The following is a 14,723-nucleotide window of genomic DNA, read 5'->3' as shown; positions in this document are numbered from 1 at the left end:
AAACGAAAAGGGAATAGTGGGGCGTTGAAGGGGTGGGGGATAACCCCGGCCGGCCCGAACCGGAACCGCCGGTGAGGCGGCTCGCAAGCACGCCGAAATCAAACATTTGAGATTCCAAGCACGAAACGACCTGATTTCCAACGATTCCACGCCTTGAAGCCCTTGTTTCCGCCGGAGCATTCACGGTGCTTGTTCGTGTGTACCCCCCCCACGGGGGGAGACCCCTCCCGGCCGGTCTGCGGCCTCCTCGGGCGCAGTGCCGGTCTCTCCCCACGATTTGAAAAGCGTTAACCGTTAACGTTTCAGAACCGTGAAAACCCTTGTGTTTCCGCCGTTCCCACCGTTAACCGTTAACCATTAGCGTGACGTGTCACGCTTTCCGTCACCTGTTGACGGTTGGCGTCGCAAACGCCCGTGGTCTTGAACGACATGGGCGTTTGCCTTGCCTACTTGCTGAAAGAGTCTGACGTCGCCCTGTAGAAGCCGCCGGCCGTGATGGTTGGCCGTAACATCGTTACGGACGGGGTGCCGGCTGGCCGTGGCCTCTGCGCGACGGCTAGGGAGGGGCGGCGAGCGCCTTCCGGCCTACAATGGGTTATGTGCGTAACGGCGCGCCGACACGCGGGATAAAACTTCGATAAGTGGGTACGTAGGTGGGTACGGAAAAACAGGAAGTCCGGGAGCCGTTGGAAATAAAGGCGTTCGGCGTTTAGTTGCGGAATCTCGCTCTGTCCGCAAGCCGAGGGGTTCCGTTCGTTATGGACGGAGCCCCTTTTGCGTTGTGTTCGCCTCGCGCCGCGTGTTCCGGCGCAAGCCCGAATCCTTGCGGAATGTGCGAAAAGTATCACAATGAATGTGAGATTTCCGTTTAACAGAAAATTCGCGCACAAAAACGGACAAAAACGCACATTTTTGCTTCTTCTTGTAGTACACTAGGAAGTCGAAGGCAAGATACTTCAAGGAGGAAACATGACCACTGTTCTGGTTACGGGCGGCGCGGGCTTCATCGCCACCCATACCGATGTCGAGCTGCTGGAAAAGGGATACGACGTCGTCTCCGTCGACAACTACGGCAACTCCTCGCCGGTCGCGCTGGACCGCGTCGAGCAGATCACCGGCAAGAAGATCAAGCGTTACGACGGCGACGTGCGTGACGAAGTCCTGATGAACAAGATCTTCGACGAGAACCCCATCGACTGGGTCATCCACTTCGCCGGCCTCAAGGCCGTGGGCGAGTCCGTGGCCAAGCCCATCGAGTACTACGACAACAACCTGTACTCCACGCTGGTGCTGCTCAAGGTCATGCGCGCCCACAACGTCAAGAAGCTCATCTTCTCCTCCTCCGCCACCGTGTACGGCAACCCGAAGGAGCTGCCGATCACCGAGGAGACCCCGACCGGCGGCACCACCAACCCGTACGGCACCTCCAAGCTGTTCCAGGAGCAGATCCTGCGCGACGTGCACGTGGCCGACCCGGAGTGGACCATCGTGCTGTTGCGCTACTTCAACCCGGTCGGCGCCCACGCTTCCGGCCTGCTGGGCGAGGACCCGAAGGGCATCCCGGCCAACCTGACCCCGTACGTGGCCAAGGTGGCCATCGGCGAGCTCAAGGCCGTCCAGGTCTTCGGCGACGACTACGACACCCCCGACGGCACCGGCGTGCGCGACTACATCCACGTGGTGGACCTCGCCAAGGGCCACGTGGCCGTCATCGACCACATCGAGAAGCCCGGCGTGTTCACGTACAACCTGGGCACCGGCCACGGCTACTCCGTACTCGAGGTCATCAAGGCCTACGAGAAGGCCGCCGGTCACCCGATCCCCTACGTGATCAAGCCCCGCCGCCCCGGCGACATCGCCGCCTGCTACGCGGACGCCTCCAAGGCCGAGCACGACCTCGACTGGAAGGCCGAGCTGACCATCGATGACATGGCCGCCTCCTCCCTGAACTGGCAGACCAAGAACCCGAACGGTTTCCGCGACGCCGAGAAGTGATCTCGTCCGATGAGACGAAAGCGGGCCTCCGCTGCCGTACGCATGTCGTACGCGGCGGAGGCCCGTTGTTCTTTTCCGTGAGCTCGCATAAGCTCATACGAACTCATACGAACTCACGCGATGCGCCGGTCGGCGGCCCAGCGCGTCAGCTCGGTCCGGTTGGACAGCTGCAGCTTGCGCAGCACCGAACTCACATGCGTCTCCACGGTCTTGATGGAAATGAACAGCTCCGCCGCCACCTCCTTGTAGGTGTATCCGCGGGCAATGAGCCGCATCACCTCCTGCTCGCGGGCGGAAAGCCGGTCCAGCTCCTCGTCGCGCACCGGCCCGCCGGCCTGCGAGCCAGCCTCACCGACGGCACCGAAGCCGTTCCCGCCGCCCGCGCCTTGGAACGCGGAGAGCACGAATCCCGCCAGCTTCGGCGAGAACACCGCATACCCCTCATGCACCTGCTTGATAGAGGAGATGAGATCGGCGCCGGTGATGGTCTTGGTCACATACCCCTGCGCGCCGGCCCGGATCACCGCGCCCACGTCCTGCGGCGCATCCGAGACGGACAGCGCCAGGAACACGGTATCGGGGGAGTAGGGGCGCGACTTCAGCAGGATCTCGGCCCCGCCGCCGCCCTCGCCGCCCGGCACATGCACGTCCAGCAGCACCACCTGCGGCTTGGTCTGGGCGATCATCGCCACCGATCCGGGCACGTCCGCCGCCTGCCCCACGATGTCGAAGGAATCGCGCAACGTGGCGATCACCCCCGCGCGAAACATCTCATGGTCGTCCACCACGGCCACGCGAATCCTCGTGGATTGCTCCTCGTTCATGCTGTCTCTCCTTGTTGCGCCGCAGGTTGCGGTGTGGTTTGCGTTGCAGACTGCGCTGTGGCGTGCAGCGCGATCGGCATATGCATACGGACCTCGGTGCCCCAGCCGGGTCTGGACACGATCTCCACTGTACCGCCGCGCCGTTTGATACGGCCGATGATCGATTCGCGGATGCCCAGCCGGTCCGGCGGAATCGCGTCGATATCGAAACCGGGGCCGTGGTCGCGCACGAACGCCTCCACCAGCGTGGCCCCGGCCTCGCAGTACAGCGAAATCGGCTCGCCGCCGTGCGTCACGGCATTGACCAACGCCTGCTGCGTGGCGTCCAGCAGCGCGTCCGTCTGGGCGCTGGGACGGGCGTCCCCCACGATGACCACCTCGATGGGCTTGCCGTGCCCATCCTCCACTTCGGCCGCGATCTTCTTGAGACCGGCGCTCACCGAACGATCCGAGGCGGAGCGCTCCTGATACAGCCATTCGCGCAGCTCGCGCTCCTGGGCCCTGGCCAGCGTGAAGATGGTGTCCGGCTCCTTGGCATGCAGCTGGATCAACGCCAACGTCTGCAACACGCCATCATGCAGGTGCGCGGTCATATCCGCGCGCTCCTCCTCACGCTCCTTGAGCGCCTTCTCATGCGAGAGCTGCTGCAGCATCGCGTTGGCCCAGGGCATGACCGCCACCACGGTAGCCACCAGCATCACGAACCCCGAGAACATGATGCGTCGGGGCGAGGTGCCCCATCCCACGAACGTCACGTTGGACACGTACAGCGCCCAGCCGCAGAAAACCAGCACGATGCCGCCGAGCATGGACAGCAGCTGCGTGCCGTGCGGCGTGAGGTTCATCCATGCCAACGCGATGCCCGCCATACCCAGCAGCAGCGGCAGAATCACCGCGCTGTCCACGCCGGTGCTCACCAACAGCAGTCCGATGCCCATGAGCAGCACGCCGCTCAACGCCACCAGCGCCGGCTTGGGGGCGCGTCTGACCGCATCCGCCAACGATTCCGGTGCCGCCGGCGGTGCCGTCGCCGCCGTCCGCCGTATCGCCGGGAAGCCCCGCATTGCCGCGCGACAGCGGCGCCTGGCCCACCGGCACCGACGCCGCTGAGGCCGCGGCCGCCGCCACCGGGTCGCCTGCCGGCATGAAGATCCACAGGAACACATAGCCGATGATGCCGGCCCCGTACACCATCGTCAGCAGCACGAACGCCAGCCGCACCCCCGCCACGGACACCCCCAGATGGAGGGCGATGCCCTTGCATACGCCGGTCAGCCATCGGCCGCGCTTCGGCCGCATCAACGGCAGCCGTGCGGGGAGCATCGGTGGCAACGGTCGCGAAGCCGCCTGCGACTGTGTCTGCCCGGCCGCGCCGGTCTGCATGGGGAAGGTCATACCTCCATTGTGCCGCGTTCAGGGCTTTGGCACCGGGGTTTCAACACGGGTTCAGGGAACAATCAGGGTGTTTCCGGGGGAGCGTGGCAGCGCCGCGTTGCTGTAATGGAACCATGAGCAATCCCACTATGAATCCCTATGAGCCGCAGCCGAACAAGGCTTCGCGGCGTTTCTTCGCCTGGATCAGGTCGAGCGGCCTCATGCGCGGCGACGACCGCTGGATCGGCGGCGTGTGCAGCGGACTGGCGTCCCGACTCGGCTGGAGCCCCACCCTGGTCCGCGCGCTGATGATCGTCGCCACGCTGTTCTTCGGCTTCGGAGCGGCCCTGTACGCGCTGGGTTGGTTCCTGCTGCCGGACGTGCGTGGCGGCCACATCCTCGGCGAGGACCTCATCGCCGGCCAGTGGAACTGGAACTGCCTCGGCTGCTTCCTGTTCATGGCCGTGGCGGTGCTGATCCCCGGCGCCGGCTGGGCGTGCATCGCGCTCGCGGCCGTCACGCTGTGGGCGCTCGCCAAAAGCGGCATCAGGCAGCAGGAGGGGTACGGGTTCGGTGTCTGCGGCATGCGTGGCAGACCGCCCGCCGCGGGTCCTGCAGGCCCGTACGCTGGTCCGCAGGGCCCATACGCCGGTCCGATGAGCCCCGGATACGGTCCCGCCGGCCCGACCAATACGTCCAATCCGGCCGCTTCGTACGGCCCGTACACCGGTCTGGCCAGTCCATACGCGGGCCCCGCGCCTGCGTCACCGAACGTCGCCGGTCCGGGGCCGATGGGAGCCCCCATGCCCGCGGGCACGCCCTACGCCGGTTCCTCCGCTGCATCGATGCCGTACGCCGGTCAGTCGATGCCCCCGACCGCCCAGCATCCCGGACCGGGCGTCATGCCCGGTGGCCCGACTGCCGCCGCCCAGACTGCGCGCCCCGCATACGCCAGCCCATTCGCACCGGGCCAGGCGACCGCCCCGACCTCCCCGGCCCCGGCCAATAGCCGTTACGACACCTCCGAACCTGAGACGACGCCCGTGAAATCGCTGCGCCGCCGCCCGGCAGGACCCATCATGGTGCTGGCCGTGCTGGGACTCATGTTCATCTCCTTCGCCGGCGTCATGGCGGCCATCCAAGCCAACGACTTCGGACTCGGCCCCATCATCGAACTCGTCACCATCTGGAGCGCGGCGGTGTGCATCGTGATGGGCGTGATCGTCGTGGTCCTCGGCGTGCGCGGACGACGTACGGGCGGATTGATTCCGCTGGGACTGATGGCAGGCGCATGCGCCGTGACCATGATCGTCGTCTCCGGTACCTATTCCTCCTATTACTACGACCTGACCCATGACACGGGCACCTATGTGTCCACCGTGGACCTCGGCGAAGGCGTCAATTCGGAAAACGCATATGGCATGAACGAGGTCCAGGCCGCGCACATGCTGGTGGCCGATTCCAGCGACCGCACGTTCAAGACGCTCAAGGGCGGCGTGCTCTTCATGGGCGACAGCTTCGAGAACAGCCATGCCATACTCGACCTGTCCGCATGGGAGGACACGCATCCCGATCACGAGCTGGAACTGCAGAACGGCAGGAAGACCATATCCTATTGCCCGGCCGGCACGATCACCCTGTCCGCTTACCGTTCACAGGTGCATATCATCCTGCCGGACGGCTGCTCGTACGCCTTCGGCAGCAGCCGCGACGGATACCAGATCGCCGAGGCCATCGGCGGCAAGTACGACGCCACGAGCACCAGTTACAGCATCATGTCGATGACGCCCACGGCCCTGACCAGTGCCCCGCTCACCTATGGCTCGGGCATGAGCGGCTCCGAGTACGACTGGCTCAACAATTACGAGAGCACGCCGGTCAATGGTCCGGAACTGCTTATCGACGTGCCCTATGCATTGGAGGCGCGGGTGAACGTCACGTACGTCTCGAATTGGGAGGGATTCACCTTCAGCCAGTATGAAAACCTGCACAGCACCGAGGCCGGTCGTGAGGAACGGCAGTAGTCCGCGCTTGACGTCGCCCGAACGGAGGAGCGACGCGCCCGGATCCGATGCCGAAGGCTCCAACCAGAATCAGTAGGAGAACAGCAATGAACAGCGATACCACACGGTTCCACACCATCGAGGATGTAACCGAAACCAAGGCGATGCCGGTGGCCGATACCGAGACCATCGCCCCCGTGACGGGGCTTGCGCCCGCGGCTGAGCCCATAACCGAGCCTGCGGCTGAGTCCGAAACGGTGCCCGAAACCAAAGTGATGCCGGTGGCCGAGCCGGATACGACTGCGGTGCTGCCGGTGCCCGAGGACGCGGTGGCGACCGCGGCGATGCCCACCGTCCAGGACGGCACCGTGACCGAGACGTTGGCCCCCGTGACCGAGACGTTGCCTCCCATGACGGCGACGTTGCCTCCCATGGCCGGTGACGAAGAGCCCCGGACCATCGCGCTGGAGTCCGTGGCCGATGTCGTCGATGATTCGGCTGGCGATTCGGCTGATGCCACGACCGACGGACTATCCGACGAATTGTCCGACGAGCCGGCCGACGAAACGTTCGAGGCTGTGTCCACCGACGCCTCCGCGGATGCGTCCGGCGACGCCGTCGCAACCGAAGCCATCGATCCTGTGGCCGGATCCGCTGCGGAACATGCGCCCGAGCCCACGGCTGAGTCCGCGTCCGAGCCCACGGATGAAGCCGCGACCGAAGCCACACCCGAATCCGCGTACGAATCCACGGCGATGCCGGCGGACGCGAATCCCGATCCCAAGAGCCTGCCCATCGGCGAATTGCCGCTGCATGGCGACGGGATTCCTCCGGCGACCGATGTGCCGATGTACGGTCAGCCGTCCGCCGGCCGGGAGCCTGCCGCCCCCGAAGCCAAGCGAGGGGTGAGCGTGCTCACGATCATCTTCGGCGTACTGGGTCTGATCATCGGCCTGACGGCGTTGACGTTCGGACTGGTGTTCCCCAACACGCCGATCCCGACCTTCGCCGCGGACCCGCAACTGGTGGTGGCCATCGCATGCGGTTCCATCGGCGTGATTCTGGTGATCGTAGCCATCGTCTGGGCCGTGATGGGAGCCGCGAAACAGCGGAAAACCCAAGCTGGGCAGTGATGCGAGTACACCTGTTGGGGTTGCGGCCGGTGACTCCGCATGGCTGACCGCCCGGATTCCGGCCTGCCCATGGGGCAATGGGCGGGCGCGACATGGGCGGTCGGTCCGCCGGCGTGATGGGACTGGATGAATCGGGAGGACGGATGAAACGGATAGCACGCATCACGGTGGTCGCCCTGACGCTGCTGTTGGTGTTCTCCGCGCTCGGCTGGGCGATGATGCCACGCTGGACCATCCGCTCCTATACCAACCATCTCACGGTCGCCACCAGCGACCCCGGCATCGAACCCGCCAACGCCAGCATTCCGCACGAAGGCCGTTACCGGACTCGGGAAACCAGCATCACCGTGGACGTGGGCGACGGCGTGACGTTACCCGCCGTACTGCGCGAACCGGTGGATGCGCCCGGCCCACGCCCCGCCTGCCTGTTCATCCACGGCTCCGGCACCAGTGGGGCCGAGGACTTCGGCGACATCGCCAACGCCATGGCCTCCGCCGGCATCGTGACCCTCGTGCCCGCCAAACGCAACGACGACTACACCGTGCTCCACCGCGACTACGCGCGATTCGCCCACGAATACGGCAAGGCCCTGGACGTGCTGCGCGGCACCGACGACGTGAACCCGGCCGCCACCGGAATCTACGCCGAATCCGAAGGCACCTGGATCGCCACGATCCTTGCCTCCTCCCGCAAGGACATCGCCTTCGCCGCGCTGACCTCCGCGCCCGTGTTCAAGGGCCGCGAGCAGATGGCCATGGCCGTCAGCGCCTATGCCAAACAGGCCGGGGCACCGAAGCCGGTCATCAAGGACATGGCCAAGCTCATGTCGCTCGACTACGCGCCCTTCGACCTGGCCTACGCCGATTTCGACGCCGACCGGTACCTGTCGACCCTGACCATGCCGGTGCTCGTCAGCTACGGCACCTACGACACGGCCATGCCCATCGAACAGGGCGCGCAACGCATCATGGCCGCCGCGCATCGTGCGGGCAACGACGACGTGACCATACGCTACTTCGCCGGCAACCACCAGATGCGCGCCGGACAGGGCCTCTTCACGCCGGGCCTGCCGCTCGCGGACGGATACACGCAGGCGCTGGAGAACTGGATTAACGGCGTGGCAGTGGAGCTCGGGACGGGTACTGAGAACGTGAATGTACGCGATGTTCGTGCCGAAGCTGCCGAAGTTGACGGAGCTGCCGAAGCTGCCGACGAGGATACTGGCGATGCTGACACGAACGTCCCTACCACCGCTGTGAACACCACTGCGAAGACTTGGACCATGGCGAAAAATTGGGCCACGCCGCAAATCGCCGGCGTGCAGCCGCATCAGCGCTTCGCCGCGCCCACCCGCACTGATTCCGGTATCATCGGCTCGCTCGGCGTGCTCGTCGGCATCATGGCCGCGGGGCCGATGCTGCTGATCGTCGCGGCTCTGCTGGGACTTGGCATGATGGCAACCGCATTCATGCGGGATTACGGGTCGAAGGTGCGTATCAAAGGCAAACGTGCCGCCCTGCACATCCGACCGGGCATACTGCCCGGCAGCGCGCACGCGGCAACGGCGGGCAACGGAATTCCGGCAGTGCGAGCGCATGCGACTGTGGGCCGGTCGCCGGCGCGACTGGGCATCGCCGGACCATGCTGGTTGCTCGGCATCGCCTCGACGGTGACCAGCATGTTGGCATACGGCTACCTGACCGCTGTGGGACTGGCGTCCGTGTATGTCAAGCCATACCCGCAACTGTTCGGCAACGGCTGGACGGTGCTGCAGGTACTGACCGTGCTGCTGGTGATTGTGTTCGCCTGGCAGTTGGAGTATTGCTGGAGCTGCCGCTGCTGCATCACCGGTGCGCGTCGCGTCATCTGCGTCGTGACGGCACTCGCCTCGGTCACGACGCTGACCTCGCTGGCCTTTTGGGGGCTGTTCGCCCTGCCGTTCTGACGGTAAATCCCCGTGAGCGGGGCGGAATGGGGAGTATGTGCCGGTACTATATCGCCCAGCGGCATGTGAGCGGGGCATAAGAGGGAGTATCCATCGGTGTTGCCCCGCTTGGCTGGGTGTTGGCGGAGTGGATCAGGTGCCGACTGCCCATTTCACCTCGCTGAGATTTCGTGAGCACAGTAAAACGGGTATCAGCTATCCGATTGGTTTCGCTGAGGCTTGGCAAACGGAGTGAATTGGGCATGAAGCACCCGGGATACCCCGTTGACATGCTGTGAGCGGGGGCGGAATGGGGAGTATGTGTCCATTCCGCCCCCGCCCGCGTAGCGTCAGACGGACCGTTGCGCGGCTTCGGCCTCGTCGAGACCGCTGAACCCGCCGAGCCGCACGGTGTTGAGCAAGGTCTCCTCGGTGATGTTGCGCTGCGGATCGGCACCGGCGCGCTCGCGGATCATCGCCTCATACAGGTCGAACGTGGCGGGGGAGTAGGTGCCCAGCTCGCCGCGCAGATAGGTTTCGAACGACGTGGCGGTGGGGGTGTCCTCCGCGGTGGTGAGCACGCGCATGGCCTCGCCCAGCTTGGGATAGCGCCTGCGGAAATCGGCGGCCCACGCCACCTGTTGCGCGATCACCCGCTCCTGCCGGGCCGCACGGTCCGCATCCAGCTTCGGGATATACGGTTCGATGTTCGCCGCGTACTCGGCCGGCGCGGTGGAGGCCATCATACGGCCGTACTTTTCGGTGACGAGATTGCGGCCCACACGGTCTGCCTCGTCAAGATCGGCTGCATACGATGTCAGCAGCGGACGCTCCCAAGTGAGGAACTGGGCCAACCGCATCTGATGAAATACCGGCCAGTTGCCTTGGCAGGCCGCGCGGCCGCCTTCGTTGTTGGTGCGCTGAAACTGGTCCCATTCGTACCGCACGATGGTCTCGCGCAGTTCGTCCAGGGTGGTGTTCTGTTCCGTTGTCATTCAAGCTCCTTCGCATGGTTACGGTTGCATGGGATGTACCGACGGTGTTTGCCTTTGGCTCTGTTAAACCAAGATTGACATGCCCCTTGTTCTTGGCTCCCCTTGTCAGGACATTGCCGTGAAGCAAACAGCGGAGCTGTTTGTGGGCGATGTGCGAGACGACAGTCGAGCCAGTGGACTGCGAACGAAGTTCGTCCTCAATTGCAGGACGAGCTGTCGGCGAAGCCGACTGAGGGGTAATCCAGTGGAATTCATGTCAATCTTGGTTTAACAGAGTCTTGCCTTTTCCTGGCCAGCCGGCGGCACAGACGATGAAGGGGAGTCACTCCGCGGATATCCGGTTCGCGGAGAGACCCTACAGACTCTTGAGAATCGGATCATCCGAGGCGATATGGTCCTCCACATACGGGCGCTGCCATTCCAGGAACGTCTCGCCGGACGTGGTCAGATGCTCGCGCAGCAGTTCCTTGACGATGGCCTGCGCAACCTCCTCCACGATGCCGTTGATCTGCTCGATGGCCGGCGCGGAACCCTTGCCGCCCTCGCCGAACCCCGCGCCGCCGTAGCAAGCCGCCGAGCTCAGCCGCATCACGGTCTCCAACTGACCGCACACGCCCGGCAGCAGCGCGAACATCGAGCCGGACAGCTTGCGCAGGGCCGCGAACTGCCACTTGTAGTACGGCATGTACCCCACCACCATCGGCACGTTGATGAGGAACACCAGCGACGCCGTGGCATTCACGAACTCGCGGATGGTAAGCCACGCGGCCGCGCCGTCGCCGCGCTTGAGCGAGCGCGGCAGGTTGTACTGGCCGGCCTGCGCGATCATGCCGAGCCGCTTGGAGATAAGTGCAAGCCGCACGTCATCCGGCATGTCCTTGAATCCCTGACGGGTCTTGGAGAACATGCCGGTGGGGTCCGCGAACACCTCGCCGTTGGTGGCTGCGGCCAGAGTGGCCTCGTCCAGCATGAGCCATTCATGCGCCGCGGTGGGTGCTGGGGCGGCCGGATAGCCGGTGATGGCGGTGAAGAAATCGCCGATGCGGAACACGCCGTCGCGACGGTTGACGCCCTGCGCCCGCGGGGTGGCGGGGGAGAAGCGCTGCGCTGACCCGTCTTCCGTTGCTTCGTCGTCGCCTTCTGCGGCCGCAAACGTGACGCGATTCTGCCCGTCCACGGTGAAGTCGCGCGGCAACGCCTCGTAATCGGCCTGCAATCGTTCGCCGATCGCCTCGTAATCCTCGTCCGCAAGCCACAGGCAGCAGCGTGGACCGAAGTCGTGGTCCTGCGAATACTCATCGTCGAATCCGTAGCATTCGGATCCGTGACCCACCAAGCCGGCGGCGATGCGACCTACGTACTGCGGGTACCTCGCCTCGATCAGCGGCCGAACCGCCTGCGCCCAGAACGCGCGCGCCAGCTTCAGTCCGGATACCGGGCAGACCGTGGCATCGGAAGAGTCGGAACCGGAATCCGCCCCGTCCACCGGTTCGGTGAGCGGATTCGCCCCTGGCCTGCCGTCGTCGGAAGCATGGCCGGGGACGCTCGATGCGATGTTCTCAACAGCGGGCGAGCCGGCGCCAGCACGTTCTTCGGCGATTGCGGAGGTAGCGCCGGACTTCTTGACATCGGTTGCGGCGTCGGTTGCGGTGTCTCCGTCCGACTGGATGCGCTCGCCGTGCGCCGCGGCCTGACGTTCGGCCTCGCGCAGGTTCTCTTCGGTGATACGCCAGTAATCGGTGTCCTTGCCGTAGCATTCCTCGATGACCCCGAGCGCACGGCGATACCCGTCCGCCGCATCCGCGAAGCGTTCCTCGGCGAAGCATACCTGCGCGAAGCCGGCCAGCGCGGAGGCGTAATGCGCGGAATGCTCCAGATGGCCGGTCCGGTAGATCTCCAACGTCTTGGCCGCGTGCCAGTGCGCGCCTTCCAACTTGTGCTCGGCGAGCAGGATCAATGCCAGATTGGTGTGTGAACTGGCCACGTCGATGTCCGCATCCGGGTTCACGCTGGATGCCTCGATGATGCGCAGGGCCTCGCGCAGTTCGGTTTCCGCCTTATCCAAACGGTCGGTTTCGCTGTAGAGCATGGAGAGGTTGTTGTGCAGCGCCGCGAGCCTGCGATCGGTGGGGGAGAAGGCCCGACGGCACACGTCCTGCGCCTGATGGTAGAGGTCCTCGGCCTGGTCGTACTGCTTGGCCGCGCGCATGGCGGTGGCGCAGTTGATGAGTGTGGTGGCCCATGCCTCGGAGGTGCCGGTGGTCAGACCCATGCGTGCGGCAAGTTCCAGCGCCCGCTGCACGATCCACTGGTTCTCCTTGTGACGGCCTTGGGAGCGGTAGAAGCCCATCGTTTCGTTGAGCACGGTCAGCAGCCCGGCCGCGTCGCCGGCGTTCTCCGCATCCACCGCGGCCTGTTCCAGGTACGGGCCGGCCTCGGTGGATGCCGCATGACGGTTGAAGATGTCGTCCAATCCCTTCAGGAAGGCATCGACGTCGAAGTCCGCGGGCGTCTCGCCGCCCTCGCCGTTTTCGTCGTTCTCGTCATCATCGATGGCCGATTGTGCGGCGGCCACCTCATCAGTGTCGTCGCCATCCTCCGGACCGTGCGCGAATTGTGCGGCGAATTGCCTGAGCAGCGCGTCTTCGTCAACCACCGTGTACCTCCTTGAACAGATTCCTGTAACAGTCTATGGTCACGGCGGCCGGCGCATACGAAAAATCGCCTGTGAGTTTGCTCTCAGCAGGCGATTGTCGGAGTTTGAAAGGTGGAGCTATGGAAGAACGAACTCGCTGATGTTTTGAGTTTGCCGATATGGAAGGCGCGGCGGGCAGGTATGTGCGTGACGACCGTAAGCTTGGCCGAACGGCCTTGAGTGTGTCGACACGTACATACCTACCCGCCGCGCCGCCAGTCGTAATCAGTTCACCTTGACTTCGCGCATGCGGTGGATGGCGTCGGTGTTCGTCTCGCAGCGCCACGAGTAATAGGTCAGCAGCCCCACGGCCATCAGGGCCAGCGGGACGCCGCCCAGGCCGGTGAACCGGTACTGCATGGCGAAGGCGTTGAGCATGGCACCGCCCACGATGGAGCCCACGGCGTTGCCGAAGTTGAACGCCACCTGCACTGCCGCGCCGGCGATGAGTTCGCCGCCGCCCTGGCCGGCCTCGGTCATGAGCAGCTGCTGCGGAGCGGAGATGAAGAACAGGCCGAACGCGATCCAGAACGTCAGGATGGCGGTGGTCACCAGGTTGGCGGGCACGAGGAACACCATGATCAGGCCGAGGCAGGAAATCGCCTGTCCCAGGGCCGCGGTGCCGGCGTGGCGCCAACGGTCGGTGATGCGTCCGCCGATCAGACCGCCCACCACCATGCCGAAGCCGGCGAGCATCATGAGCAGCGGCACCAGGTCGGACGACCAGCCGCCGGACTTCTGCAGCCACGGGGAGACGTAGCTCCACCAGCAGAACACGCCGGCGTTGCCGGTGAACACGGCGGCCAGGATCACCCACGGGCCGCGGCGGGTCAGGAAGCGGAACTGGCCGGCGATGCCCGCGTCCTTGATGGGGGCGACGTACGGGATCCACGTCAGTGCAAGCACGATGGTCATCGCGGCCCACGCGGCGAGGAATCCGAACGCGAGACGCCAGGACAGGAATTCGGCCATCAGCGTGCCGGCGGGAACGCCCAGCATGTTGGCCACGGTCTGGCCGGTCACCATCGCGGCGACCGACTGCGCCTCCTTGCCCTTGTCCGCCAGCGTCTTGGCGATGAGTGTGGCGGTGCCGAAGAACGCGCCGTGCGGCAGGCCGGAGATGAAGCGAGCGACAAGCAGCATCGGGCCGTTGACGGAGACCGCGGACAGCAGGTTGCCTGTCAACGCAATGGCCATGAACAGGATGATGAGGTTCTTCGGCGGCACCTTGCGGCCGAACACCAGAATCAGCGTGCCGAAGCACACGCCGAAGGCGTAGGCGGAAATGTAATGGCCGGCGGTGGGGATGTCCACGCCGGTCGCGGCGGCGGCCTGCGGCAGGATGCCCATCATCACGAATTCCGCGGCGCCGAGGATGAACGCGCCCGAAGCGAGCGCGAGCAGACTTTTCTTCATCGGTACTCTTGCCTCCACTCGTGCCTTCGCGCGGCGATCGGTGATGGGATACCGCGGTTCAGGCAAAAAGAAAGGGAACCAGCGGTAACCACTGATTCCCTTATTGCAGTCGGGCTGGCGGGATTTGAACCCGCGGCCTCTTCGTCCCGAACGAAGCGCGCTACCAAGCTGCGCTACAGCCCGTTTTGGCAACGTCGTATAGCTTACGATAAGGGTGCCTGATTATGCAAACTACGGCGTGTCGCGCGGAATTTCAACGTTTTCGTGGCGGATTGCGGTGAATGGCGGTGATTTCGTTTTTTGGGGGGCTCCCCTCTTTGAGGGGAGCTGTCGGCGGAGCCGACTGAGGGGAGTTCGGCGATG

8 protein-coding genes, 1 tRNA gene and 1 pseudogene are annotated in these 14,723 nt (G+C 64.9%); 4 read left to right on the top strand and 6 right to left on the bottom strand.

The genetic code is table 11. The features are described from left to right. Positions 1-969: 969 nt before the first annotated feature. Positions 970-1,995: a UDP-glucose 4-epimerase GalE gene (gene galE / locus KIH81_RS02550; RefSeq protein ID WP_214303940.1), complete on the top strand. Its 1,026-nt coding sequence runs from the start codon at positions 970-972 to the stop codon at positions 1,993-1,995. Positions 1,996-2,108: 113 nt separating this feature from the next. Here galE and KIH81_RS02545 read toward each other — a convergent pair whose 3' ends face one another. Together KIH81_RS02545 and KIH81_RS02540 are read right to left on the bottom strand one after the other, a co-directional pair. Further along, positions 2,109-2,819: a LuxR C-terminal-related transcriptional regulator gene (locus tag KIH81_RS02545; protein WP_214303939.1), complete on the bottom strand. Its 711-nt coding sequence runs from the start codon at positions 2,817-2,819 to the stop codon at positions 2,109-2,111. Further along, positions 2,816-4,202, bottom strand: a pseudogene (locus KIH81_RS02540) (ATP-binding protein). Before KIH81_RS02540 ends, KIH81_RS02545 begins: the two are co-directional and overlap by 4 nt. Positions 4,203-4,327: 125 nt before the next feature. Here KIH81_RS02540 and KIH81_RS02535 point away from each other — a divergent pair. The 3 genes from KIH81_RS02535 to KIH81_RS12320 all read left to right on the top strand — a co-directional run bounded on the left by KIH81_RS02535 (position 4,328) and on the right by KIH81_RS12320 (position 9,275). Continuing rightward, the gene (locus tag KIH81_RS02535; protein WP_214303938.1) at positions 4,328-6,217 is read left to right on the top strand and encodes a PspC domain-containing protein; all 1,890 of its coding nucleotides are present in this window, start codon (positions 4,328-4,330) and stop codon (positions 6,215-6,217) included. Between the two features lie 86 nt (positions 6,218-6,303). Next, positions 6,304-7,329 carry a sodium/calcium exchanger protein gene (locus KIH81_RS02530; protein ID WP_214303937.1) on the top strand — a complete coding sequence of 342 codons (1,026 nt, stop codon included), beginning with the start codon at positions 6,304-6,306 and terminating at the stop codon, positions 7,327-7,329. Between the two features lie 143 nt (positions 7,330-7,472). Then, positions 7,473-9,275 carry an alpha/beta hydrolase family protein gene (locus KIH81_RS12320; protein ID WP_420829117.1) on the top strand — a complete coding sequence of 601 codons (1,803 nt, stop codon included), beginning with the start codon at positions 7,473-7,475 and terminating at the stop codon, positions 9,273-9,275. Between the two features lie 329 nt (positions 9,276-9,604). Here KIH81_RS12320 and KIH81_RS02520 read toward each other — a convergent pair whose 3' ends face one another. The 4 genes from KIH81_RS02520 to KIH81_RS02505 all read right to left on the bottom strand — a co-directional run bounded on the left by KIH81_RS02520 (position 9,605) and on the right by KIH81_RS02505 (position 14,543). Further along, on the bottom strand, positions 9,605-10,249 hold the full coding sequence (locus tag KIH81_RS02520) for a DUF4125 family protein (RefSeq protein WP_214303936.1): 645 nt from the start codon (positions 10,247-10,249) through the stop codon (positions 9,605-9,607). 355 nt (positions 10,250-10,604) lie between these two features. Further along, positions 10,605-12,824, bottom strand: coding sequence for a DUF4037 domain-containing protein (locus tag KIH81_RS02515; RefSeq protein WP_420829119.1), 2,220 nt, complete (start codon positions 12,822-12,824; stop codon positions 10,605-10,607). A gap of 345 nt (positions 12,825-13,169) precedes the next feature. Then, positions 13,170-14,360, bottom strand: coding sequence for an MFS transporter (locus tag KIH81_RS02510; RefSeq protein WP_214303934.1), 1,191 nt, complete (start codon positions 14,358-14,360; stop codon positions 13,170-13,172). Positions 14,361-14,469: 109 nt separating this feature from the next. Then, positions 14,470-14,543: transfer RNA gene (locus KIH81_RS02505), tRNA-Pro, on the bottom strand. Positions 14,544-14,723: the final 180 nt, after the last annotated feature.

It is taken from the genome of Bifidobacterium miconisargentati, assembly GCF_019331675.1.
Taxonomy (GTDB): Bacteria; Actinomycetota; Actinomycetes; order Actinomycetales; family Bifidobacteriaceae; genus Bifidobacterium; species Bifidobacterium miconisargentati.
This window is presented reverse-complemented; position numbering and strand designations above follow the sequence as displayed.